The following is a 21,401-nucleotide window of genomic DNA, read 5'->3' on the forward strand; positions in this document are numbered from 1 at the left end:
TTGCGGTCACGCCCACCGTGACAAGAACCGTGTCATGCACGTTCGTGCATTATCGAAGCGCCGCGGCTTCGCTCCCGTCCCCCGACTTCAACTGCACCCGGTGGGCGTCGGCGAGGTCCGCTACGAACGAATCTTCCTCCTCCGCGCGTCGATTTGGCGACCATCCGAGCGCGTTTGCCGTGATTTCGCCGATCTCGTGCACCAGCTCGAGGTTCACCGCACCGGTGAACGCCAGGCTCGTCCGTCGCAGGAACACGTCGTCGAGGTGCACGACGTGCTCGCTCCGGACGACATGGTCGATCTCCGCGCGGGAGTACGACGGGGCTGCGGCGAGCGGGGCGTCCTCCCCGTCCCAGCCGGCGATCGCATCGAGGACATAGGTGGCCTTGGTGCCGTAGCGGTGCAGCAGCGTCGCGGCCCGCTCGTCGCCGACATCCGCGCCGTAGCGGGCGATCCAGTCGCGCTCCGCCTGCGGAGTGGTCGGGAAGCCGGCGCCGCCGCCGATCGGCAGTCCGAGGGTCTGGACGGTGCGGGTCGCGCCGAGCGCCTTCAGCGTCTCGTTGGCGAGGTGCTCGCTGAGCGCGCGGAACGTCGTCCACTTGCCGCCGACCAGGCTGAGCACCGTCGTGTCGCCGAGGCCTGCGACGGTGCCCGGCACGATCCGGTAGTCGCGCGACACGAAGCCGGGAGCCGTGTCGTCGTGGTGCGGCAGCGGCCGGACGCCGGAGAACGTGTAGACGATCTGCTCGCGGGTGACCGGGATTCGTGGGAAAACGTGCGAGACCAGTTCGATGAAGTAGTCGATCTCGTCCTCGGTGATGACCGCGCGCTCGGACATGTCGGCGTCGATGTCGGTCGTACCGACCATGACCCGGCCCTTGAGCGGGTAGATGAGGACGATGCGGCCGTCGTTGTTCTCGAAGAACATCTCGCGGCCCTGGCAGGCCTCCAGCAACTCGGGGTTGTCGAGCACGATGTGCGACCCCTTAGTGCCGCCCATGTAGCGCGTCTCCTGTCCGAGCGCCTCGTTCGTCAGATCGGTCCACGGGCCGGAGGCGTTGACGACGACGTCCGCCGTGATGGTGAACTCCTCACCCGTCTCGCGGTCGCGCACCAGCACACCGCCGTCGCGCGCGCCGATCGCTTCGACGTAGTTGACGGCGCGGGCGTGCGGACCGGCGGCGAGGCCGTCGGCCAGGACGTCGAGGGCGAGACGCTCCGGGTCGTGCACGGATGCGTCGAAGTACGTGGCCGTGTACTTGAGGTCCGGGTTGAGCGCCGGCAGGGTCTCCAGCGACTTCTTGCGGCCGTGGAACGTGTGCCGCGGCACCGAGCCGCCGTCGCGCGAGAAGGAGTCGTAGATCGTCAGGCCGGTCTTGATCAGGAACGCGCCGCGCTCCTTCGGCTTGCCCTGCTTGTGGGTGAGGAAGCGGAGCGGGGCCGCGAGGATGCCGGAGAAGGTGGAGAAGATCGGGATGGTGGTCTCGAGCGGCTTCACGTAGTGCGGCGCGATCTTCAGCAGGCCGTTGCGCTCCGTCACCGACTCCTTGACGAGGCGGAACTCCCCGTTCTCGAGGTAGCGGATGCCGCCGTGGATCATGTGGCTGGAGGCCGCCGATGCGCCGGAGACGAAGTCGTTGCGCTCGACGAGGATCACGTCGACGCCCTGCAGGGCGAGGTCGCGGAAGGTGCCGAGTCCGTTGATGCCGCCGCCGACGACGAGCACCTGTGCTCGGGGGCGTTCGCGGAGGCGCTGGACCTCGGTGCGTGTGGTCGACTTCGTCGTCACGGTCTTCTCCTGTATCGCTTCTCTTCTGGGGTGGTGCTGCAGCTATAGTTTTCGTGGCGGCACAACTTCGATCAAGCCGGATGCACATACGTGCACACCCCCCGATCCGCTTGAAGAGAACGTGCCGGAGGAGAAAGAGGCCCCGAATGCCCCAGCCCGACACCGAGCACCTGCCCGACAAGGTCCGCGACGCCCTCAAGGCGGGCCACCTGTACTACATGCAGGACCTCACGATGGAAGCGATCGCGCACGAGATGCACACCTCGCGCTCCAGCGTTTCCCGGCTGCTCAGCTACGCCCGCTCGTCCGGACTCGTCACCATCCAGATCGCCGAGCCGCACGAAGGTGCGAGCCGCATCCAGCAGACGATCCACGACCGCTTCGGCATCGCGGCGCACATCGTCCCCATGCCGAGCGCCATCAGCGACGTCGACCGCCTGGAGCGCGTCGCCATCTCCGCTGCACGAATTCTCGACAGGTTCATCGACTCCAACCAGACCGTGGGGGTCGCGTGGGGCTCGACCATGAGCGCTCTGAGCAGGCACCTCATCCCGAAGGAGCTGCACAACGTCGAGTTCGTGCAGCTCAACGGCGCCGGCAACACCTACACGACCGGTGTGCTGTATGCGTCCGAGATCCTGCGCCGGTTCGGCGACACGTATTCGGGCACCATCCAGGAGTTCCCGGTGCCCGCCCTCTTCGACGACCCGCAGACCAAGACCGCCATGTGGCGCGAGCGCAGCACCCGGCGCATCCTCGACATCCAGGAGCGCATGGATGTCGCCCTCTTCGGTCTCGGATCCCCGTTCTCGGAGGTCCGCTCGCACGTCTATGCCGGCGGCTACCTCGACCAGGCCGACTACGCGTCGCTCGACGAGTCCGGTGTGGTCGGCGACGTCGCGACCGTCTTCTTCCGCGAGGACGGCAGCCACCACGGCATCCCGCTGAACGAACGGGCGAGCGGCCCGGACATCGACCTGATCAAGCGCGTGCCGCGCCGGGTCTGCATCGTCTCCGGCCCGTCCAAGGTGCACAGCCTCCGTGGCGCCCTCGCCGCCGGACTCATCACCGACCTGATCGTCGACGAGGGGACGGCACGGGCGCTCGTGCAGCTGACGCAGCCCGCGCAGGTGGAGCCGGCGGGCGAGCCGACCGCCGTCGCCGCCGCGTAACGCGGCGTCGCACCCACCAGGGAATAGACGGCGCGACGGCGCGTTGATCTAGACTCGACAACGAAATACGTGCTCCGGGGTCGGTGAAAGTCCGAACCGGCGGTGACAGTCCGCGAGCGGGACGCCCAGGCGTCCTGCTGAGCCGGTGGAATTCCGGCACCGACGGTAATGCGTGCAGGCGAAAGCCCGCTCGCTCAGTCCGGATGGGAGGAAGCACGGTGGGCAGCCCGCATGGGCTGGCGCCCACGCGACCCCGGCGACACGTCTCGACACGAGACAGGATGGCAACGGGATGACGTGGGAAGCCCCCATGCGCACGGCTCTCGAGCTCGCCGCGAACGGTCCCGCCCGGGGCGTCAACCCCCGGGTCGGCTGCGTGATCCTCGACCCGGAGGGCCACGTGCTCGCCGAGGGCTGGCACCGCGGCGTCGGCACCGCGCACGCCGAGGTGGATGCGCTGAGCCAGCTGCCCGACGGCGGCGCCCGCGGGGCGACGGCCGTCGTCACGCTCGAGCCGTGCAACCACTGGGGCCACACCGGCCCGTGCTCCGAGGCACTCATCGAGGCGGGCGTCGCCCGCGTGGTCTACGGAACGGACGACCCGGGTCACCACTCCAGCGGCGGCGCCCAGCGCCTCCGCGAGGCCGGCGTCGAGGTCATCGGCGGCGTGCTGCGCGACGAGATCGACGCCTTCCTGGGCGACTGGCTCACCGCCGCCCGCCTCGGCCGGCCGTACATCGTCGTCAAGTGGGCGAGCAGCCTCGACGGCCGGGCCGCCGCGGCCGACGGCACCAGCAAGTGGATCACCGGCGCAGCGGCCCGGCAGCGCGTGCACGAGCAGCGGGAGGCGTCCGATGCCATCGTCGTCGGCACCGGGACGGTACTCGCCGACGACCCGAGCCTCACGGCGCGGGGCGACGCGGGAGAGCTGATGGGCACCCAGCCGACGCCGGTCGTGGTGGGCACCCGCGCCATCCCGAAGGACGCGGCGGTGTTCCGCCACCCCAACCCCGTCGTCTTCGAGGGAACGCACGACCTGGACGAGGTGGTCGCCGATCTGCACCAGCGCGGCTTCCGGCGCGTCTACGTCGAGGGTGGTCCGACGCTGGCGAGCGCGTTCGTCGCCGCCAGCCTCGTCGACGAGTACGCGATCTATCTCGCGCCCACGCTCCTCGGCGGCCCGCGGGTCGCCCTCGGCGACCTCGGCGTCGAGACCATCGCCGACCAGCGCCGCCTGCGCGTGATCGACGTCGAGCGCCTCGGCGGCGACCTGCTCATCCGAGCCGTCCCCGTCCCCGACGGCGCACCCCGCACTGCCGCACCCATCGACGATCCCGTCGATGTGGCCGGCGCCGACATCTTCCCCACACCCCCGATCCCCACCGGCCAGGAGGGCTGACGATCATGTTCACCGGAATCATCGAAGAGCTGGGCGAGATCACCGCCGTCGAGCACACCGAGGACGCCGCCCGCGTCACCGTGCGCGGCCCGCTGGCCGTCAGCGACGCCCGGCACGGCGACTCCATCTCGGTCAGCGGCGTCTGCCTGACCGTCATCGACAAGGACGCAGAGACGTTCACGGCGGATGTGATGGCCGAGACCCTCGCGATCAGCACTCTGGACGGCGTCCAGCCCGGCCGCCGCGTCAACCTGGAGCGCGCGGCGCAGGTCGGCGACCGCCTGGGCGGCCACATCGTCCAGGGTCACATCGACGGCACGGCGACCGTGCTGGCGATCACCGACGGCAGCGCCTGGCGCGTCGTGCGGCTGAGCCTCGACCCCGAGCACGCGCCACTGGTCGCGCGCAAGGGATCGATCGCGATCGACGGCGTCTCCCTCACGGTCAGCGCTGTGGGCGGCGGACGCGAGGACGGCTGGTTCGAGGTCTCGCTGATCCCCGAGACGCTGGCCGCGACGACCCTCGGCGACCGTGTCGTGGGCGACAGGGTCAACATCGAGACGGACATCCTGGCCCGTCATGTGGAGCGCATGCTCGCGCTCGAACCGGCACTGAGCGAACGGAGCGCATCATGAGCCTGGCCACCATCCCCGAGGCCCTCGCGGAACTGCGCGCGGGCCGGCCCGTCATCGTCGTGGACAACGAGAGCCGTGAGAACGAGGGCGATGTCGTCCTCGCCGCCGAGTTGGCGAGCCAGGAGTGGATCGCCTGGACGGTGAAGAACTCCTCGGGGTTCATCTGCGCGCCGATGACGAACGAGATCGCGGACCGCCTCGAGCTGCCCGTGATGGTCGCCCACAACGAGGACGACCGCGGCACCAACTACACGGTCAGCGTGGACGCGGCGGACCGCCTCTCCACCGGCATCAGCGCCGCCGACCGCGCGCACACCCTCCGCGTACTCGCCGACCTGGACTCGACGCCGTCGAGCCTGCACCGGCCGGGCCACATCCTGCCGCTCCGTGCGGTGGAGGGCGGCGTCCGCGAACGCGACGGGCACACCGAGGCAGCGGTCGACCTGCTCAAGCTCGCCGGGATGACACCGGTCGGCGCCATCGCCGAGATCGTCGCCGACGACGGCGAGATGATGCGCCTTCCCGGGCTCATCGAGCTGGGCCGGCGCGAGGGCGTGCTCGTCGTCACGATCGAGTCGCTGATCGCCTACCTGCAGGAGTTCCACTGCGACCAGCCGCTGGAGACGGTGACGCCCATCCCCGAGACCTCCCGCGTGATCTTCGAGGTCGAGACGACCGTGCCGACGACGCACGGGCCGTTCCGGATGCGGGCCTACCGCGACCGCATGACGGGCGCCGACCACGTCGCCATCGTGGCGGGCAACCCGCAGCGCGAGGGCACGCTCATCCGCGTCCACTCGGAGTGCCTGACCGGTGAGGCGTTCGGCTCGCTGAAGTGCGAGTGCGGTCCGCAGCTCGACGCGGCGCTCGACACCATCCAGCGGGAGGGCGGCGTCGTCGTCTACCTGCGTGGGCACGAGGGCCGCGGCATCGGCCTCATCAACAAGCTGCGCGCGTACAAACTGCAGGAGGAGGGGCTCGACACGCTCGACGCCAACCTCGCCCTCGGCCTTCCGATCGACGCCCGGGACTACGGGGCGGCCACGGCCATCCTGCAGGACCTCGGCATCGAGTCGGTGCGCCTGCTGACCAACAACCCGGAGAAGGTGCGCCAGCTGGAGGAGCACGGCATCGAGGTCGAGGAGCGCGTTCCGCTCGTCGTCGGCGTCGGCGCCTTCAACGAGGGGTACCTGGAGACAAAGCGCGACCGCATGGGTCACGCGATCGGGGACATCGATCCGGTGTCCACGACCACCGAGACGGCCGCGGGACTCGCGGCGGAGAGGACTGCACGATGAGCGGAGCGGGAGCCCCGAACGCCGAGGAGCGGATCGACGGGAGCGGCCTGAACGTCGTCGTCGTCGCCGGCAGCTGGCACGAGACGATCAGCGAAGGCCTCATCGCCGGCGCGAAGCGGACCCTGGATGCGTCGGGCGCGACCCACACGCTCGTCCGCGTGCCCGGCAGCTTCGAGCTGCCTGTCGTCTCCAAGGCCGCTCTGGAGGCGGGGGCGGATGCAGTGGTCGCGCTCGGCGTGATCATCCGCGGCGGCACCCCGCACTTCGAGTACGTGTCGGCCGCCGCGACCGACGGCCTCACCCGGGTCGCCATCGACACCGGGAAGCCGGTCGGGTTCGGCGTGCTGACTCTCGATGACGAGGCCCAGGGCATCGACCGCGCCGGCTTCGCGGACTCCAAGGAGGACAAGGGCGCCGAGGCCGCTCACGCCGCCCTCGCGACGGCCATCGCCCTCCGCTCGCTGCGCGGCTGATCACGCGCGAGACGACGAAGCGCCTGGGCCCTCCGGTCTATGCCCGCCAGGGCATGTGCTGGAGCGCCCACGTGTTCCCGTCGGGGTCGGCGAACCAGGCGTAGAACACTCCGCCCATGTCCTGGACCGGCGACACATCGACGCCGCGCTCGACGAGCGCCGCACGGGCCGCCTCGATGTCGGCGACGACCAGATGCAGTCCGCGCACGGAGCCGGGCTCCGACGGCGCCTGCCCGATCCCGCTCGTCATCGTGACCGAGCAGTAGGAGCCCGGCGGCGTCAGCTGGACGACGCGGACGCCCTCCGCCGGGCGCACATCCACGTCCAGCGTGAAGCCGACGTGGTCGCGGTAGAACTCGAGGGAGCGGTCGATGTCCGAGACCGGCAGCATCACCAGTTCGAGCATCATGGCCCCGGCGGGAACGGGCGGGGTCGGATTGGCGGTGGGATTGGCGGTCGGGTCGGCGGTGGTCATGATGCCTCCTGCTGGGTGTTCTGCGACGTGGGTCCCCGGCGCACCGGGTAGCGCAGGTGCAGCACACGCTCCCCCGGGATCACGATGTCCGGATCGTCGAGCACGAGCGGTCCGCCCGGGAAAGAGCCGAAGTAGCGCTTGCCGCTGCCGAACACCGCGGGCACCAGATCCATCGCGACGTAGTCGATGAGACCGAGCGCGAGGGCCTGGCCGCCGATGTCGCCGGCGGTGACACCCACCTCGCCGTCGCCGGCGAGCTCCTGCGCGAGCGCTACCGCGCCGTCCACCCAGTCGACGAAATGGTACGACGCCTCGGGATGCCAGCCGTCCGGCTTCGGACGGTGGGAGACGACCACCACGTGCTCGCTCGCCGGCGGGTGCCCCTCCCATCCGTTCGTGAGGTCGAAGAGCCGGCGGCCGATGACGAGCGCGCCCTGCCGCGACCACATCCCGCTCACGTAGTCGACCGAGGCGGCGGAGACCCGGAACGGGCCGCTGTGCACTTCGGGATGGTCCTCCACCTCGAGTGGATGGTCGCCGTTGAAGTACCAGTCGTGCAGCGGTCCGACGTCGTCGTGGTCGTCGGCGATGAAGCCGTCGAGCGACGCCACCGCGTGGAGATAGGTCGTGCTCATGTCGCGTCCCTTCTGCCGTTCCGCCGCTTACGCACCGCGCCGGAGCAGCAGTTCGTCGAGCTTCTCGTATCCCTCGCGGACGCCGTACTCCATCCCGTTCTCGATCATGCTCTCGAGCGCTTCGCGCGAGCTCATGACCGACCGGGCGGACAGGCGGGACCGGCCGTCCGGCAGCTGCTCGAAACGCATGCGCTCGAGCGCCACCTCGTCCGGCATCCCGACGTACTCGAACGTCTGGATGATCAACTCGTTCTCGACGACGCTGTGGAACACGCCGCGGAACGCGTAGACGGATCCGTCCGTGTCGCGCTGCTCGTAGGCGTACGCGCCGCCGGTGCGGAAGTCCCACTCGGTGATGGTGGTGCTGAGGCTGCGCGGGCCGATCCATTCGGCGAAGGACTCGCGATCGGCGTGGGCGCGGAAGACGGCCTCCGCGGGGGCGTCGAACTCCCGGGTGAGGTCGGCGTACGACGTGCCCGGTACGGCTTCGATGACGACGGGGTTGCTCATGATCTCTTCTCCCTGTTCGGGATGCTGGTCTGCTGGTGGGTGAGGACGGCGTCGAGGCGGCGGTAACGCGACTCCGCCTCGAGGCGATAGCGGTCGATCCACGAGGTGAGGCGCTCGAGCGCTGCGGCGTCGAGGTGGACGGGGCGACGCTGGGCCTCGCGCGTTCGTGAGACCAGGCCGGCCGCCTCGAGCACGGCGATGTGTCGCGACACCGCCTGCAGGGTGATGTCGAACGGCTCCGCGAGCTCGTTCACCGTCGCCGGACCCCGGCTGAGGCGGGCGACGATCGCCCGGCGCACCGGATCCGCCAGAGCGGCGAACGCCCGGTCGAGACCGTCCTCATCCTGCATGATCAACCGTTTCGTTTATCAATGTTTCTGTTGAATACGAGAGTAGAAGAATGCGCGCCCCGCGTCAAGAGCGGAGCGCGCAGCGATCGGATGCGACTACGGCTTCCAGACCATGAGCACGACCACCGCGAGAAGCAGCAGACTCGCGACCCCCGACCCCGCGGCGATCTGCGGGTACCGGGACGCGGTGCTGTCGCGCAGCGCCTCGGCGGCGCGGCGCATGGCCGGCACGACGACGAACAGCGTCAGTCCCAGGGCGACGACGTAGAGGATGATCGACCACAGGATCCACGGCGTCGTCACGCTGAGGTCGTACTTCTTGTCCGCCAGGCCCATGACGCCGAAGCCGAACAGCACGACCAGCAGGGAGAGCAGCGACAGCAGATTGGTCGACTTCGCGAGCGTCTCGACCTGGCGGGCGTCGCCCGCGCGGACAGCGCGCATCGCCGTCATGGGAAGGATGGCCATCGGGCCGACGATGAACACGGCGGTCACGACGTGCAGCACAGCGAACAGTGTTTCCATGCCCTCAGCGTACCGAGCACGCCGATTCGGCGGGCTCGCGTGAGGCCGCATAGGGTAGAAGGTGCGCCACAAGCGCTTTCCGACCTCCCGCCCACGCGCGCCTTCCGCCCGACCGACGCCGCGCACGCCATGCGGCCTCTCTCGCCTTCACCGGAAGCTCTCCACACGCATGTCTACGACGGCCCCCGTCACCACCCCGGCGCCCGCGAACACCCGCGGTCGCGTCATCCTCGCCAGCCTCATCGGCACGTCGATCGAGTTCTACGACTTCTACGTCTACGCGACCGCCGCCGTCCTGGTGTTCCCCTCCCTCTTCTTCACCAACCAGAACCCGACGACCGCCCTGCTGTCGTCGTTCGCCGTGTTCGGCGTCGCCTTCATCGCGCGGCCGGTCGGCTCCATCCTGTTCGGCCACTTCGGCGACAGGATCGGCCGCAAGGGCACCCTCGTCGGCTCGCTGCTCACCATGGGCATCGCCACGGTGCTCATCGGCTGCCTGCCGACCGCGCAGGTGCCGGGCTGGGAGTTCTGGGCACCGTTCCTCCTCGTCGTGATGCGGTTCTGCCAGGGCCTCGGCCTGGGCGGTGAGTGGAGCGGCGCCGCGCTGCTCGCCACCGAGAACGCCCCGGCCGGCAAGCGCGCCATCTACGGGACGTTCCCGCAGCTCGGCGCTCCCATCGGCTTCATCGTCGCGAACGTGCTGTTCCTCATCCTCAGCCTGACGATCTCGCCCGACGCCTTCGCCGCCTGGGGCTGGCGCATCCCGTTCCTCCTGAGCGCCGTGCTCGTCATCGTCGGCCTCTACGTCCGCCTGAAGCTCGTCGAGACCCCGGCGTTCCAGAAGGTCGTCGACACCGGCGAGGTCGCCAAGCTTCCGCTCGCCCGCGTCTTCCGCACGAGCTGGTGGCAGATCGTGCTCGGCACCTTCATCATGCTGGCCACGTACGTGCTCTTCTACCTGATGACGGCGTTCACGCTGACCTACGGCACCACGGCGGCGTCCGCCCAGCAGGCTCAGGCCGCGGCGGAGAAGGCCGGAAAGCCCTTCGACGCGTCGACCTTCGTGCCCGGCCTCGGCTACAGCCGCAACGACTTCCTCGTCATGCTCATCATCGGTGTCGTGTTCTTCGGCATCTTCACGCTGGTCGCCGGTCCGCTCGCCGAGCGCTTCGGCCGCCGCAAGACGCTGATCTGGGTCACCCTGGGGATCATCGTGTTCGGTCTGCTGTTCGTCCCGCTGTTCGCGGGCGGCACGGTCGGCACGATGGCGCTCCTCATCATCGGCTTCACGCTGATGGGACTCACCTTCGGGCCGATGGGCGCGGAGCTGCCGGAGCTGTTCCCGACGAACGTCCGCTACACCGGTTCGGCGATCTCCTACAACCTGTCCAGCGTGCTCGGTGCGGCCGTCGCACCGACCATCGCGGTGTGGCTGTGGACACTCGCGGACGGCAGCACATTCTGGGTCGGCGTCTACCTGTCGCTCGCCGGTGTGCTGACGCTGATCGCCCTCCTGCTCTCGAAGGAGACGCGCGACATCGACTTCACCGACAACGTGAGCTGACGCGCTCCGTCTCTCCCTTCAGTCGAGGAAGAGAGCGCGCAGGCGGCGGGTGGTCAGGATCAGGCCGAGCACGATCATGACCAGGAAGTACAGGACGTGCCAGAGCATCCCCCAGTCGACCATGCCCGTGGTGAGACCACGGACCAGCTCGACACCGTGCCACAGCGGGAGCGCCTTGATGATCACCTGGATCGGTTCGGGGTACACGGTGATCGGGTAGAAGGTCGCCGACAGCAGGAACATGGGCAGCAGGATGAAGTTGATCCAGTCCATCTGCTGGAACGTCTTCATGTAGCTGGTGATGCCCATCCCGAAGCTCGCGAACCCGAACGCGATGAGCAGCACCGCGGGCAGCGCGAGCAGGGCCCACCACGACAGGTTGAGCCCGAGCGCCTGCATCACCAGCATGAAGCCGAGCGCGTACAGCGCACCGCGCAGAAGGGCCAGCAGGATCTCGCCCAGCGCGACGTCGAGCGGCCCGAGCGAGGTGGCCAGCATCCCCTCGTACAGCTTCGCGAAGTGCATCTTGAAGAAGACGTTCCAGGTGGAGTCGTACACGGCGCCGTTCATCGCCGCGGTCGCGAGCAGCGCCGGAGCGATGAAGGCCGCGTACGGCACCGTCTGACCGGACGACGTCTGCACGTCGCCGACGAGCGCTCCGAAGCCGATCCCGAGCGAGAGCAGGTAGAAGATCGGCTCGAAGAAGCCCGACACGATCACCAGCCAGTTGGTGCTGCGCGTCGCCGACCAGCCGCGCTGCATCACGGAGCGGGCGTTTCCGGCGTACAGCGCACGCATCGCCCGCGGGCGTGCGGTCGAGGCGGCGAGACGCTGGTCGGTCGCGGTCACTTGTTCAACCTCCTCGCGGCGATGCGGCGGCTCCACAGCCAGAAGGCGACGAAGAGCGCGGCGAGGTACACGACGTGGACGACCGACAGCCAGAGCGGCTCGCTCATGCCGTAGGTGAACACGCGGCTCAGCTCGGTGGAGTGCCAGAGCGGTGAGATCCACCCGATCCACTGGAGGAACCACGGCATGGAGGACAGCGGGAAGAACGTCCCGGAGAACAGGCTCATCGGCAGCAGCACGAACCGCATCAGCATGGCGATCTGGCCGGTGTCCTGCTCCAGCGTCGCCACGTACGCCATGATCGGCGCACCGAAGGCGAGGCCTCCGAGGGTGCCGACCAGGATGCTGACCCAGCCCCACGGGCTCGGGACCGCGCCGAACAGCACCATGAACGCGAAGTAGATGGCGCTCGTGCCCAGGATGCGAGCGAGGACGGCGATGACGACGCCGTCGATGATCTGGCCGGGCGAGATCGGCGAGGCGTTGATGCCGTAGAAGGTCGGATTCCACTTGAACCCGAGCATGATCGGGTAGGTGAACTCCTCGCTCGCCACGGTGACCGCCGCCGTGCAGAGGAGCGCAGGGGCGACGAACGCGAGGTAACTCACGCCGTCCACGGCGTTCGGGCCCATGTTGGCGCTGACCAGGGAGCCGAGCCCGAGGCCCATCGCGAGCAGATAGAGCAGCGGGTTGCCGAACCCGGTGACCAGCACGGTCTGCAGGTACGAGCGCATCACCCGGAAGCGGTGCTCGGCCACGTACCAGGCGCCGAAGCGCCGTGGCCGTGCGGCAGCGGCGAGCGCCTCCCGCGCCTCGGCGCGAGTCTCGGGGCCGGGGTCGCCGGCCGCTCCCCCGGCGGGGCCGACTGCCACGCTCATTCGATCAGGCTCCGTCCGGTGAGCCGGAGGAAGACGTCCTCGAGGCTCGACCGCCGCACCAGGCTCGTCAGCGGATGCAGGCCGCGCTCGGCGATGCGGACCAGCTCGGCCTCGCCGTCGTCGCTGTAGACGAGGATGCGGTCGGGCAGCACCTCGATGCGGTCGCCGATGCCGTCGAGCCGCTCTGCGACCTCCGCATTGCGCTCCGAGCCGAAACGGACCTCGAGCACCTCGCGGGTCGAGTATTCGCGGATGAGGGCCGCCGGAGAACCCTCCGCCATGATGGTGCCCTTGTCGACGACGACCAGGCGGTCGCAGAGCTGCTCGGCCTCATCCATGTAGTGGGTGGTCAGCACCAACGTCGTGCCCTGCTCCTTGAGGCGGAAGAGGCGGTCCCAGAGGATGTGGCGCGCCTGCGGGTCGAGGCCGGTCGTCGGCTCGTCGAGAAGCAGGATGCGCGGGTCGTTGATGAGCGCGCGGGCGATGGTGAGCCGGCGCTTCATCCCGCCCGAGAGGTCGTCGACCTTCGCCTTGGCCTTGTCCTCGAGCTGGGCGAAGGCGAGGAGCTCGTCCGCCCGAGCGCGCACGCGGGAGGACGGCAGGCCGAAGTAGCGCCCGTAGACGATGAGGTTGTCGCGCACGCGGAGCTCGGTGTCGAGGTTGTCCGCCTGCGGCACGACGCCGAGCTGCGATCGGATCTCCGGCCCGTACGTGTCGGGGTCGAGACCGAGGATGCTGAGCGAACCGGCGGTGCGGGTCGAGACCGCGCCGATCATCCGCATCGTGGTGGACTTGCCCGCGCCGTTCGGCCCGAGGAGCCCGAACGACTCCCCCGGCTCCACCTCGAAGCTGATGCCGTCGACGGCCGGGAAGTCCTTGTACTTCTTGACCAGGTCTCGGGCGGCGATGACGGGCGTCGGCATAGTTCAGCACTGTAGCCGCGACCGGGGACATTCGGAGGGGGTGGCGAAAGTCAATCCAGGTTGACGTTGCACGTGGGGTCAACTATGGTTGACGCCATGGACTCCGGAACACTGCAGACCCTCGCCGGCGACGCCGACTCCGACGACCCGATCGTCGCCCTCCGGGCCATCGCGAAGATGCACCGCGAGCTCGACCGCCTCGAAGCGGTCGCCGTACGGCGCGCCCGGAACGCCAACGCGACCTGGCAGCTGATCGCGCTCGCCCTCGGTGTCAGCAAACAGGCAGTTCACAAGAAGTACGGTCGGAGTTAGCGCAAAGCAACGATCCCGACGCCCCTCCTCCTCCCCCGAACGGAGACACCGTCATGTCCACCACGTCAGCCCCCGCCCGCCGCCGTCGCGGCTTCGGACGGCCCACCGACGACGCCGGCCCCCGCGCGCGGTTCTCGCAGCTGCTCCCGTACCTGCTGGAGCACAAGCGTGTCCTCGCCTTCGTCATCGTGCTCAGCATCCTGGGCGCCGCGGCGAGCCTCGCTCAGCCGCTCCTGGTCAGCCAGGTCATCGAGGTGGTCGGGAAGCAGGAGCCGCTCGGCGGCCTGGTGTGGGGCCTCATCGCCCTCGTGGTGATCTCCGGGATCATCTCGGGGTACCAGCACTACCTGCTGCAGCGCACCGGCGAAGGCGTCGTGCTGTCGTCTCGGCGCAAGCTCGTCGGGCGGCTCCTGCGGCTGCCGATCAGCGAGTTCGACACCCGGCGCACGGGCGACCTGGTCTCCCGGGTCGGGTCGGACACCACGCTGCTGCGTGCCGTCCTGACTCAGGGCCTGGTCGAGGCGATCGGCGGAGCGCTCACCTTCATCGGCGCCCTGATCGCGATGCTCATCATCGACCCGGTGCTGCTCGGGCTGACCGTGCTCGTCGTCGCGGTCTCGATCGTCGTCGTCGTGCTGCTCTCCGGCCGCATCCGCGTCGCGAGCCAGAAGGCGCAGAACAAGGTCGGCGACCTGGCCGCCGCGGTCGAGCGGGCGATCAGCTCCGTGCGGACCATCCGCGCCTCCAACGCTACCGAGCGCGAGATCGCGGCGGTGGACGAGGACGCGACCGGAGCCTGGCGGATGGGCATCCGGGTCGCGAAGATCTCGGCGCTCGTCGTCCCCGTCGCCGGCATCGCCATGCAGGTGTCGTTCCTGGTCGTGCTCGGCGTGGGCGGGTTCCGCGTCGCCAGCGGGGCTATCACGGTCGCGAACCTAGTCGCGTTCATCCTGTTCCTCTTCATGATGATCCTTCCGCTCGGACAGGCGTTCGGCGCCATCGCGGCGGTCAACTCGGCGCTCGGGGCGCTGGGCCGCATCCAGGAGATCCTCGACCTGCCGACCGAGGACCAGCACGACCGCGACATCGCTCCGCTGGCCCTGACCGTCGGCGCCGCGAACGAGGCGCTTGCCCCGGAGGCGCCCGCGATCGAGTTCGTGGATGTGCGGTTCGCGTACCCGGAGGGCACCGCGCCGGAGGATACGGCGGATGGGTCCCGCCCGGCCAGCGGCGGCCAGCAGCAGACGCCCGAGCAGCCGACACCGGAGCGGCTCGCGTTCGAGGCGCTGACCGGAGCGGACGTCGTCGCCGAGGCGGAGGCTGCGGCCGGAGCCGGCTCGGACGAGGGCACGCAGCGGCACGGCGGAGTGCTGCAGGGCGTCAGCTTCCGCGTCCCGCGCGGCAAGCGGACGGCGCTCGTCGGGCCGTCCGGTGCGGGCAAGTCGACCATCCTCGCGCTGGTCGAGCGGTTCTACGACCCGCAGGCGGGCGAGGTGCGCTTCGGCGGGATGGACGTGCGCACCCTCGACCGTGTCTCCCTCCGCTCCCAGATCGGCTATGTGGAGCAGGATGCGCCCGTGCTGGCCGGCTCGCTGCGCGACAACCTGACGCTGGCCGCGCCGGACGCGACCGACCAGGAGTGCATCGACGTCCTGCACGCCGTCAACCTGACCGAGGTGCTGGAGCGCAGCGAGCTCGGCCTCGGCGCACCGGTCGGCGAGGACGGCATCATGCTCTCCGGCGGCGAGCGGCAGCGTCTCGCGATCGCCCGTGCGCTGCTGGCCGCTCCGCCCGTCCTGCTTCTCGACGAGTCGACGTCGAGCCTCGACGGGCGCAACGAGCAGCTCATGCGGGAGGCGATCGACGCCGTTGCGGAGGACCGCACGCTGCTCGTGATCGCGCACCGGCTGTCCACCGTGGTCGACTCCGACCAGATCGTGGTGCTCGACCACGGTCGCGTCATCGGCAGCGGCACGCACTCCGAGCTCGTCGAGACCACGCCGCTCTACCGCGACCTCGCCAAGCACCAACTCCTCGTCTGACCCACCCCCCGTCGAGTACGCAAAAACTGCACGCGATCCGAGCGGATCGCGTGCAGTTTTTGCGTACTCGACGGGGGCGGTCAGGCGCGGAGGTGGTAGCGAAGGGAGGCGAGCTCGGCGCGGAGGGCGGCCGGGACACGGGAGCCGAAGCGGGCGAAGAACTCGTCCGTCAGATCGCACTCGGCGAGCCAGCTCTGCGGATCGACCTCGAAGAGGGCCTCCACGTCCTTCTCCGGGAGATCGAGTCCCTCCAGGTCCAGCTCCTCCACCACCGGCAACTGCCCGATCGGTGTCGTGACGCTTCCCGCACTCCCCTCCACACGCCGGGCGATCCACTCGATCACCCGGGCGTTCTCGCTGAAGCCCGGCCACAGGAAGCGCCCGTCGTCCCCCGTGCGGAACCAGTTCACCTGGAACACGGCCGGCGCGTGCTCGCCGAGCCGCTCCCCCATCTCCAGCCAGTGCGCCCAGTGGTCGGCCATGTTGTAGCCGCAGAACGGCAGCATCGCGAACGGGTCGCGCCGCAGCTCGCCGACCGTCCCCTCGGCCGCGGCCGTGCGCTCCGACGAGATCGTCGCCCCGATGAACACGCCGTGCCGCCAGTCGCGCGCCTGCGCCACGAGCGGGACGTTCGTCGCACGCCGGCCGCCGAACAGGATCGCGTCGATCGGCACCCCGTCGAAGGCATCCCAGTCGTCGGCGATGGACGGGCACTGCGCGGCGCTCACGGTGAAGCGGGAGTTCGGATGCGCGGCCGGGCGACCGCTGTCGGGCGTCCAGTCCTTCCCCTCCCAGTCGATCAGGTGGGCAGGCGGCTCGTCGGTCAGCCCCTCCCACCAGACGTCGCCGTCGTCGCGCAGTGCCACGTTGGTGAAGATCGTGTTGCCCCACAGCGTCTCGACCGCCGTGCGGTTCGTGCTCTCGCCGGTGCCCGGCGCGACGCCGAAGAAGCCCGCCTCCGGGTTGATCGCGCGCAGCCGGCCGTCCGGACCCGGGCGCAGCCAGGCGATGTCGTCGCCGATCGTCTCGACCGTCCAGCCCGGGATGCTCGGCTGCAGCATCGCCAGGTTCGTCTTGCCGCACGCCGACGGGAACGCCGCGGCGAAGTGGAAGACGCGGCCCTCGGGCGACGTCACCTTGATGATGAGCATGTGCTCGGCCAGCCAGCCCTCGTCGCGCGCCATCACCGACGCGATCCGCAGAGCGAAGCACTTCTTCGCGAGGATGGCGTTGCCGCCGTATCCCGAGCCGTAGGACCACACCTCCCGGGTCTCCGGGAACTGAACGATGTACTTGGTCGTGTTGCACGGCCACGGCACATCGTCGCGACGGGTCCCCTCGGCGTCGACGAGCGGGAAGCCGACGCTGTGCACGGTCGGAACCCACGGCTGCCCGGCCGAGATCAGATCGAGCACGGTCTCGGTGACGCGGGTCATCATCCCGAGGCTCACGGCCACATACGCCGAGTCCGTGAGCTGGATGCCGACCTGCGAGATCGGACCGCCGACCGGTCCCATCGAGAACGGGACGACGTACATGGTCCGCCCGCGCATGCTGCCCGCGAACACGCCCCGGAGCTCGGAACGCATCGCGTCGGGCTCCCGCCAGTTGTTGGTCGGGCCGGCGTCCGTCTCGTCCTCCGAGCAGATGAACGTGCGGTCCTCGACCCGGGCGACGTCGCCGGGGTCGGTGCGCGCCAGGAAGCTGTTCGGCCGCCATTCGGGGTTCAGCCGGACGAGCTTGCCCTCCGCGACGAGCTGCTTAGTCAGCCGGTCGGTCTCGGCGAGGGAGCCGTCGCACCAGACGACCTCGTCGGGCTGCGTGAGGGCGGCGATGTCGTCGACCCAGGCGCGCACGGCGTCCATCCCGTCGGACGGGGCCGTGTCGGTGAGGGTCAGCTCGGCGATGCTCATGACGGAGTCCTTTTCGTCGTAAGAAGTGGAGTCACCTCCAGCATCCGCGAGGTTCCGGGCGTTGTGACCGCGAATTCCCCTGTAAGAATCGCGAATCTTTCGCTATCGTGAAGCGATGAGCACTCCCGTGGACACAGGCGACATCGACGTCGCCACGCTCGGCCACCGCATCCGGCACTTCCGCACCCGGCGCGGCATGACCCTCGACGACCTGGGCGCGGCGGCCGGTGTCGCCGCCAGCCAGCTGTCGCTGATCGAGAACGGCAAGCGCGAGCCCCGCATCTCGCTCTTGAGCTCGCTCGCGGCTGCTCTCGGCGTCCAGCCGGCCGACCTGCTGTCGGCCGAGCCGCCGGACGAGCGCGCCGCCCTCGAGATCGAGCTCGCCCGGGCGCAGCGCGGTCCGCTGTACGCCTCGCTCGGTCTGCCGACGGTCAAGCCGACCAAGGGCACCCCGACCGAGACGCTCCGGGCCATCGTCGGCCTGCACCGCGAGCTGAGCCGGCGGGCGAGCGAGGCGATCGCGACGCCCGAGGAGGCCCGGCGGGCGAACACCGAACTGCGCGAGCGGATGCGCGCCCAGCACAACTACATGCCCGAGATCGAGGAGCTCGCGGAGCAGCGGGTCCGGGCGTCCGGCCATGTCCGTGGAGCCCTGACGCACCGCGAGGTCAGCGTCATGGCCGAGCAGCTGGGCTTCGAGCTCATCTACGTCAACGATCTCCCCCGGTCGGCGCGGTCGATCACCGACCTCGAGAACGGGCGGATCTACCTCCCGCCCGCCTCCATCCCCGGCGGCCACGGCCTCCGCTCGATGGCACTCCAAGCGATGGCGCACCGGTTGCTCGGGCACACCCGCCCCGCGTCGTACGCGGACTTCCTCCGGCAGCGTCTGGAGATCAACTACTTCGCGGCCTGCTGCCTCATGCCGCGCGAGGCCGCCGTCGCCTTCCTGCAGCAGGCGAAGAAGGACAAGGACCTCGCCGTCGAGGACTTCCGCGACGCCTTCGGGGTCACGCATGAGGCGGCCGCGCTCCGGCTGACGAACCTGGCGACGAGCCACCTCGACATGACGATGCATTTCCTCCGCGTCGGCGACGACGGAGCCCTGTACAAGGGCTACGAGAACGACGGGCTCCCGCTGCCGACAGACGTGACGGGATCCATCGAGGGGCAGGTCGTCTGCCGGAAGTGGGGAGCGCGGACGGCGTTCACCCACACCAACCGGACCACGGAGCTGTACCAGTACACCGACACTCCGGCCGGCACCTACTGGTGCGCGACGCAGACCGGGACGACCGCGGAGGGCGGCTTCTCGATCAGCGTCGGCGTCCCGTTCGATGAGGCGAAGTGGTTCCGCGGCCGCGAGACGACCATGCGCGCCGAGTCGCGCTGCCCCGACGAGTCGTGCTGCAAGCGTCCGCCCGCGACATTGTCGGGACGATGGGCGGGCAAGGCGTGGCCGAGCGCGCGGCTGCACGCGCACATCCTGTCGCCGCTGCCGTCCGGGTCGTTCCCCGGCGTCGACGACTCCGACGTGTACGCGTTCCTGGAGGCGCACTCGGGCGCGTGACCCGCGTGCGTATTGCGCGAGATTTGCGCCAAATCGCGGGATTGGGCCGCCCTTTCCCGCGATTTGGCGCAAATCGCGAGGCGGACCCGGACTACTTCGGCTGCATCCGGATCGCGCCGTCGAGGCGGATCGTCTCCCCGTTCAGCATCGGGTTCTCGACGATCGCGCGCACCAGCGCGGCATACTCCGCCGGCCGGCCGAGCCGCGAGGGATGCGGCACCTGCGCGGCCAATGAGTCCTGCGCCGCCTGCGGCAACCCCGCCATCATCGGGGTCTCGAAGATCCCCGGCGCGATCGTCATGACGCGGATGAGACTGCGCGCGAACTCCCGCGCCAACGGCAGTGTCATGGCCGCGACCCCGCCTTTCGACGCGGAATAGGCCGGCTGGCCGATCTGGCCGTCGAACGCGGCAACCGACGCCGTGTTGACGATCACGCCGCGCTCCTCGCCGACCGGCTCGGTCTGCGCGATCGCCGCCGCGGCGAGGCGTACGACGTTGAACGTGCCGATCAGGTTCACGCGGATCACGCGCTCGAAGTGCTCGAGCGGGATGACGCCGTCGCGACCCATCACCTTCTCGGCAGTGGCGATGCCGGCGCAGTTGACGACCACGCGCAGCGGGGCGAGACCTGATGCGGTGTCCACCGCCGCCTGCACCTGCGCCTCGTCGGTGACATCCGCTGCGACGAACCGGGCGCCGGGGCCGAGGGCGATCGCGGCCTTCTCGCCTTCCGAGCTGGGGAGGTCGAGGATGACGACACGGGCGCCCGCCTCGGCGAGTGCGCGTGCGGTGGCGTTTCCGAGTCCGCTGGCTCCGCCGGTGACGATGGCCGAGCATCCGTCGAGCTGCATGGTTCTCCTTCGTGTCGTTCTGTGGGCCGTTGCGTCGATGCGCGGTCAGCGCAGCACTTCGATGAGGGTCGCGTTGGCGGTGCCGCCGCCCTCGCACATGGTCTGCAGGCCGTAGCGTCCGCCACGCGACTCGACCTCGTTGAGCAGCGTCGCCAGCAGGCGCGTGCCGGACGAGCCGAGCGCATGCCCGAGCGCGATCGCCCCGCCGTGCGGGTTGAGCCGCGACGGGTCCGCGTCGAACTCCTCGCGCCAGAGCAGCGGGATGGGCGCGAACGCTTCGTTGACCTCGTACGCGTCGATCTCCTCCATCCGCACCCCGCTGCGGTCGAGCAGCTTGCGGGTGGCGGGAAGGATGCCGGTGAGCATCAGCAACGGGTCACTCCCGGCGACGGCGAACGAGTGGAATCGGGCGCGCGGACGCAGGCCCAGCCGCTTGGCCGCATCGGCGCTCATGATCAGGGCGGCGGAGGCGCCGTCGGTCAGGGGCGACGAGTTGCCCGCGGTGATGCGCCACTCGAGCTGCGGGAAGCGCTCCGCCAGGCGGTCGGTGCGGAACACCGGCTGCAGCTGCGCGAGCTTCTCGACGGTCGTCCCCGGACGGATGGTCTCGTCCGCGACGACACTGCCGGAGTCGGGCGTCGGGACTCCGACAAGCTCCCCCTCGAACGCGCCGCTCGCCGCGGCCCAGGCGGCGCGGCCGTGCGAGTCGGCGGCGTAGTCGTCGAGCTGCGCACGACTGAAACCCCAACGGTCGGCGATCAGTTCGGCGGCGACGCCCTGGTTCACCAGTCCGTCCGGGTACCGCGTCTTCAGCAGTTCGCCGCCGAGGGACGCGCCCTGCACGTTCGACCCCATCGGCGCGCGGCTCATCGACTCGACACCGCACGCGATCACCACGTCGTACGCCCCCGACATCACGCCCTGCGCCGCGAACGCCGCGGCCTGCTGGCTGGAGCCGCACTGCCGGTCGATCGTCACGGCCGGCACGCTCTCCGGGAACCCCGCGCTCAGCACCGCCGTCCGGGTGATGTTGCCGGCCTGCTCGCCCGACTGGGTGACGCATCCACCGATCACGTCGTCGACGATGGCGGGATCGATGCCGGTGCGTCCCACCAGTTCGAGCAGCACTCCGGCCAGGAGGTCGGCCGGATGGATGTCGGACAGCTCGCCGTCCGGCTTGCCGCGCCCGGAGGGGGTGCGGACGACGTCGACGATGACCGCTTCGGACAGCGCCAT

Annotated in this window: 21 protein-coding genes and 1 riboswitch; of the genes, 9 read left to right on the forward strand and 12 right to left on the reverse strand. The window is 69.8% G+C overall.

Annotated elements, in window-relative coordinates; translation table 11 throughout:
- Positions 1-49 precede the first annotated feature (49 nt).
- Positions 50-1,789, reverse strand: coding sequence for a glycerol-3-phosphate dehydrogenase/oxidase (locus H284_RS0105665; protein WP_020075464.1), 1,740 nt, complete (start codon positions 1,787-1,789; stop codon positions 50-52).
- A gap of 146 nt (positions 1,790-1,935) precedes the next feature.
- Between H284_RS0105665 and H284_RS0105670 the strand changes: the two genes are divergently transcribed.
- The 5 genes from H284_RS0105670 to ribH all read left to right on the forward strand — a co-directional run bounded on the left by H284_RS0105670 (position 1,936) and on the right by ribH (position 6,766).
- Positions 1,936-2,961, forward strand: coding sequence for a sugar-binding transcriptional regulator (locus H284_RS0105670; RefSeq protein ID WP_018189987.1), 1,026 nt, complete (start codon positions 1,936-1,938; stop codon positions 2,959-2,961).
- A gap of 66 nt (positions 2,962-3,027) precedes the next feature.
- Positions 3,028-3,181, forward strand: a riboswitch (FMN riboswitch).
- Between the two features lie 90 nt (positions 3,182-3,271).
- Entirely contained in the window at positions 3,272-4,360 is a 1,089-nt protein-coding gene (ribD, locus tag H284_RS19935; protein ID WP_020075465.1) for a bifunctional diaminohydroxyphosphoribosylaminopyrimidine deaminase/5-amino-6-(5-phosphoribosylamino)uracil reductase RibD, read from the forward strand.
- A 5-nt stretch (positions 4,361-4,365) separates the two neighbouring features.
- On the forward strand, positions 4,366-4,995 hold the full coding sequence (locus H284_RS0105680; RefSeq protein ID WP_018189985.1) for a riboflavin synthase: 630 nt from the start codon (positions 4,366-4,368) through the stop codon (positions 4,993-4,995).
- Positions 4,992-6,293 carry a bifunctional 3,4-dihydroxy-2-butanone-4-phosphate synthase/GTP cyclohydrolase II gene (locus H284_RS0105685; RefSeq protein WP_020075466.1) on the forward strand — a complete coding sequence of 434 codons (1,302 nt, stop codon included), beginning with the start codon at positions 4,992-4,994 and terminating at the stop codon, positions 6,291-6,293. The genes H284_RS0105680 and H284_RS0105685 overlap by 4 nt, the downstream gene beginning before the upstream one ends.
- Positions 6,290-6,766, forward strand: coding sequence for a 6,7-dimethyl-8-ribityllumazine synthase (gene ribH / locus H284_RS0105690; protein ID WP_020075467.1), 477 nt, complete (start codon positions 6,290-6,292; stop codon positions 6,764-6,766). The genes H284_RS0105685 and ribH overlap by 4 nt, the downstream gene beginning before the upstream one ends.
- A 37-nt stretch (positions 6,767-6,803) precedes the next feature.
- Here the strand turns inward: ribH and H284_RS0105695 are convergent, their stop codons facing one another.
- The 5 genes from H284_RS0105695 to H284_RS0105715 form a co-directional block, all read right to left on the reverse strand.
- Positions 6,804-7,241 (reverse strand): VOC family protein, encoded by a 438-nt coding sequence (locus H284_RS0105695; RefSeq protein ID WP_020075468.1) that lies wholly within the window; start codon positions 7,239-7,241, stop codon positions 6,804-6,806.
- Complete coding sequence (locus H284_RS0105700) at positions 7,238-7,876, reverse strand: dihydrofolate reductase family protein (protein ID WP_020075469.1); 639 nt, start codon at positions 7,874-7,876, stop codon at positions 7,238-7,240. The genes H284_RS0105695 and H284_RS0105700 overlap by 4 nt, the downstream gene beginning before the upstream one ends.
- Before the next feature lie 27 nt (positions 7,877-7,903).
- On the reverse strand, positions 7,904-8,386 hold the full coding sequence (locus H284_RS0105705) for an SRPBCC family protein (RefSeq protein WP_018189980.1): 483 nt from the start codon (positions 8,384-8,386) through the stop codon (positions 7,904-7,906).
- Complete coding sequence (locus tag H284_RS0105710; RefSeq protein WP_020075470.1) at positions 8,383-8,736, reverse strand: ArsR/SmtB family transcription factor; 354 nt, start codon at positions 8,734-8,736, stop codon at positions 8,383-8,385. Before H284_RS0105710 ends, H284_RS0105705 begins: the two co-directional genes overlap by 4 nt.
- A gap of 96 nt (positions 8,737-8,832) precedes the next feature.
- Complete coding sequence (locus H284_RS0105715; RefSeq protein WP_029042836.1) at positions 8,833-9,261, reverse strand: DUF2269 family protein; 429 nt, start codon at positions 9,259-9,261, stop codon at positions 8,833-8,835.
- 169 nt (positions 9,262-9,430) lie between these two features.
- Between H284_RS0105715 and H284_RS0105720 the strand changes: the two genes are divergently transcribed.
- Complete coding sequence (locus H284_RS0105720; protein ID WP_020075472.1) at positions 9,431-10,825, forward strand: MFS transporter; 1,395 nt, start codon at positions 9,431-9,433, stop codon at positions 10,823-10,825.
- Positions 10,826-10,843: 18 nt separating this feature from the next.
- Here H284_RS0105720 and H284_RS0105725 read toward each other — a convergent pair whose 3' ends face one another.
- The 3 genes from H284_RS0105725 to H284_RS0105735 are packed head-to-tail and all read right to left on the reverse strand — an operon-like array spanning position 10,844 to position 13,475.
- Positions 10,844-11,623 carry an ABC transporter permease gene (locus H284_RS0105725; RefSeq protein ID WP_172823277.1) on the reverse strand — a complete coding sequence of 260 codons (780 nt, stop codon included), beginning with the start codon at positions 11,621-11,623 and terminating at the stop codon, positions 10,844-10,846.
- Positions 11,624-11,670: 47 nt separating this feature from the next.
- Positions 11,671-12,552, reverse strand: coding sequence for an ABC transporter permease (locus tag H284_RS0105730; RefSeq protein ID WP_020075474.1), 882 nt, complete (start codon positions 12,550-12,552; stop codon positions 11,671-11,673).
- On the reverse strand, positions 12,549-13,475 hold the full coding sequence (locus tag H284_RS0105735) for an ABC transporter ATP-binding protein (RefSeq protein WP_018189974.1): 927 nt from the start codon (positions 13,473-13,475) through the stop codon (positions 12,549-12,551). Before H284_RS0105735 ends, H284_RS0105730 begins: the two co-directional genes overlap by 4 nt.
- Positions 13,476-13,571: 96 nt before the next feature.
- Here H284_RS0105735 and H284_RS0105740 point away from each other — a divergent pair, with 96 nt between their 5' ends.
- Entirely contained in the window at positions 13,572-13,787 is a 216-nt protein-coding gene (locus H284_RS0105740; protein ID WP_018189973.1) for a hypothetical protein, read from the forward strand.
- A gap of 53 nt (positions 13,788-13,840) precedes the next feature.
- The gene (locus H284_RS0105745) at positions 13,841-15,829 is read left to right on the forward strand and encodes an ABC transporter ATP-binding protein (protein WP_020075475.1); all 1,989 of its coding nucleotides are present in this window, start codon (positions 13,841-13,843) and stop codon (positions 15,827-15,829) included.
- Between the two features lie 80 nt (positions 15,830-15,909).
- Here H284_RS0105745 and H284_RS0105750 read toward each other — a convergent pair whose 3' ends face one another.
- Positions 15,910-17,742, reverse strand: coding sequence for a phosphoenolpyruvate carboxykinase (GTP) (locus H284_RS0105750; protein ID WP_020075476.1), 1,833 nt, complete (start codon positions 17,740-17,742; stop codon positions 15,910-15,912).
- 115 nt (positions 17,743-17,857) lie between these two features.
- Between H284_RS0105750 and H284_RS0105755 the strand changes: the two genes are divergently transcribed.
- The gene (locus H284_RS0105755; RefSeq protein ID WP_020075477.1) at positions 17,858-19,312 is read left to right on the forward strand and encodes an XRE family transcriptional regulator; all 1,455 of its coding nucleotides are present in this window, start codon (positions 17,858-17,860) and stop codon (positions 19,310-19,312) included.
- A 91-nt stretch (positions 19,313-19,403) separates the two neighbouring features.
- On the opposite strand, the gene H284_RS0105760 is transcribed toward H284_RS0105755, so the two are convergent.
- Both H284_RS0105760 and H284_RS0105765 read right to left on the reverse strand, forming a co-directional pair.
- Positions 19,404-20,165: a 3-hydroxyacyl-CoA dehydrogenase gene (locus H284_RS0105760; protein ID WP_020075478.1), complete on the reverse strand. Its 762-nt coding sequence runs from the start codon at positions 20,163-20,165 to the stop codon at positions 19,404-19,406.
- 45 nt (positions 20,166-20,210) lie between these two features.
- Positions 20,211-21,401 carry a thiolase family protein gene (locus tag H284_RS0105765; RefSeq protein WP_020075479.1) on the reverse strand — a complete coding sequence of 397 codons (1,191 nt, stop codon included), beginning with the start codon at positions 21,399-21,401 and terminating at the stop codon, positions 20,211-20,213.

The sequence above is a fragment of the Cryocola sp. 340MFSha3.1 genome (assembly GCF_000383315.1).
Lineage (GTDB): Bacteria > Actinomycetota > Actinomycetes > Actinomycetales > Microbacteriaceae > Leifsonia.

Bases quoted from the DNA above. Each gene is read 5' to 3' on its own strand.
- H284_RS0105670 (WP_018189987.1), top strand. From the start codon at position 1,936: ATGCCCCAGCCCGACACCGAGCACCTGCCCGACAAGGTCCGCGACGCC.
- ribD (WP_020075465.1), top strand. From the start codon at position 3,272: ATGCGCACGGCTCTCGAGCTCGCCGCGAACGGTCCCGCCCGGGGCGTC.
- H284_RS0105680 (WP_018189985.1), top strand. From the start codon at position 4,366: ATGTTCACCGGAATCATCGAAGAGCTGGGCGAGATCACCGCCGTCGAG.
- H284_RS0105685 (WP_020075466.1), top strand. From the start codon at position 4,992: ATGAGCCTGGCCACCATCCCCGAGGCCCTCGCGGAACTGCGCGCGGGC.
- ribH (WP_020075467.1), top strand. From the start codon at position 6,290: ATGAGCGGAGCGGGAGCCCCGAACGCCGAGGAGCGGATCGACGGGAGC.
- H284_RS0105695 (WP_020075468.1), bottom strand. From the start codon at position 7,241: ATGACCACCGCCGACCCGACCGCCAATCCCACCGCCAATCCGACCCCG.
- H284_RS0105700 (WP_020075469.1), bottom strand. From the start codon at position 7,876: ATGAGCACGACCTATCTCCACGCGGTGGCGTCGCTCGACGGCTTCATC.
- H284_RS0105705 (WP_018189980.1), bottom strand. From the start codon at position 8,386: ATGAGCAACCCCGTCGTCATCGAAGCCGTACCGGGCACGTCGTACGCC.
- H284_RS0105710 (WP_020075470.1), bottom strand. From the start codon at position 8,736: ATGCAGGATGAGGACGGTCTCGACCGGGCGTTCGCCGCTCTGGCGGAT.
- H284_RS0105715 (WP_029042836.1), bottom strand. From the start codon at position 9,261: ATGGAAACACTGTTCGCTGTGCTGCACGTCGTGACCGCCGTGTTCATC.
- H284_RS0105720 (WP_020075472.1), top strand. From the start codon at position 9,431: ATGTCTACGACGGCCCCCGTCACCACCCCGGCGCCCGCGAACACCCGC.
- H284_RS0105725 (WP_172823277.1), bottom strand. From the start codon at position 11,623: ATGCGTGCGCTGTACGCCGGAAACGCCCGCTCCGTGATGCAGCGCGGC.
- H284_RS0105730 (WP_020075474.1), bottom strand. From the start codon at position 12,552: ATGAGCGTGGCAGTCGGCCCCGCCGGGGGAGCGGCCGGCGACCCCGGC.
- H284_RS0105735 (WP_018189974.1), bottom strand. From the start codon at position 13,475: ATGCCGACGCCCGTCATCGCCGCCCGAGACCTGGTCAAGAAGTACAAG.
- H284_RS0105740 (WP_018189973.1), top strand. From the start codon at position 13,572: ATGGACTCCGGAACACTGCAGACCCTCGCCGGCGACGCCGACTCCGAC.
- H284_RS0105745 (WP_020075475.1), top strand. From the start codon at position 13,841: ATGTCCACCACGTCAGCCCCCGCCCGCCGCCGTCGCGGCTTCGGACGG.
- H284_RS0105750 (WP_020075476.1), bottom strand. From the start codon at position 17,742: ATGAGCATCGCCGAGCTGACCCTCACCGACACGGCCCCGTCCGACGGG.
- H284_RS0105755 (WP_020075477.1), top strand. From the start codon at position 17,858: ATGAGCACTCCCGTGGACACAGGCGACATCGACGTCGCCACGCTCGGC.
- H284_RS0105760 (WP_020075478.1), bottom strand. From the start codon at position 20,165: ATGCAGCTCGACGGATGCTCGGCCATCGTCACCGGCGGAGCCAGCGGA.
- H284_RS0105765 (WP_020075479.1), bottom strand. From the start codon at position 21,401: ATGGCGCTGTCCGAAGCGGTCATCGTCGACGTCGTCCGCACCCCCTCC.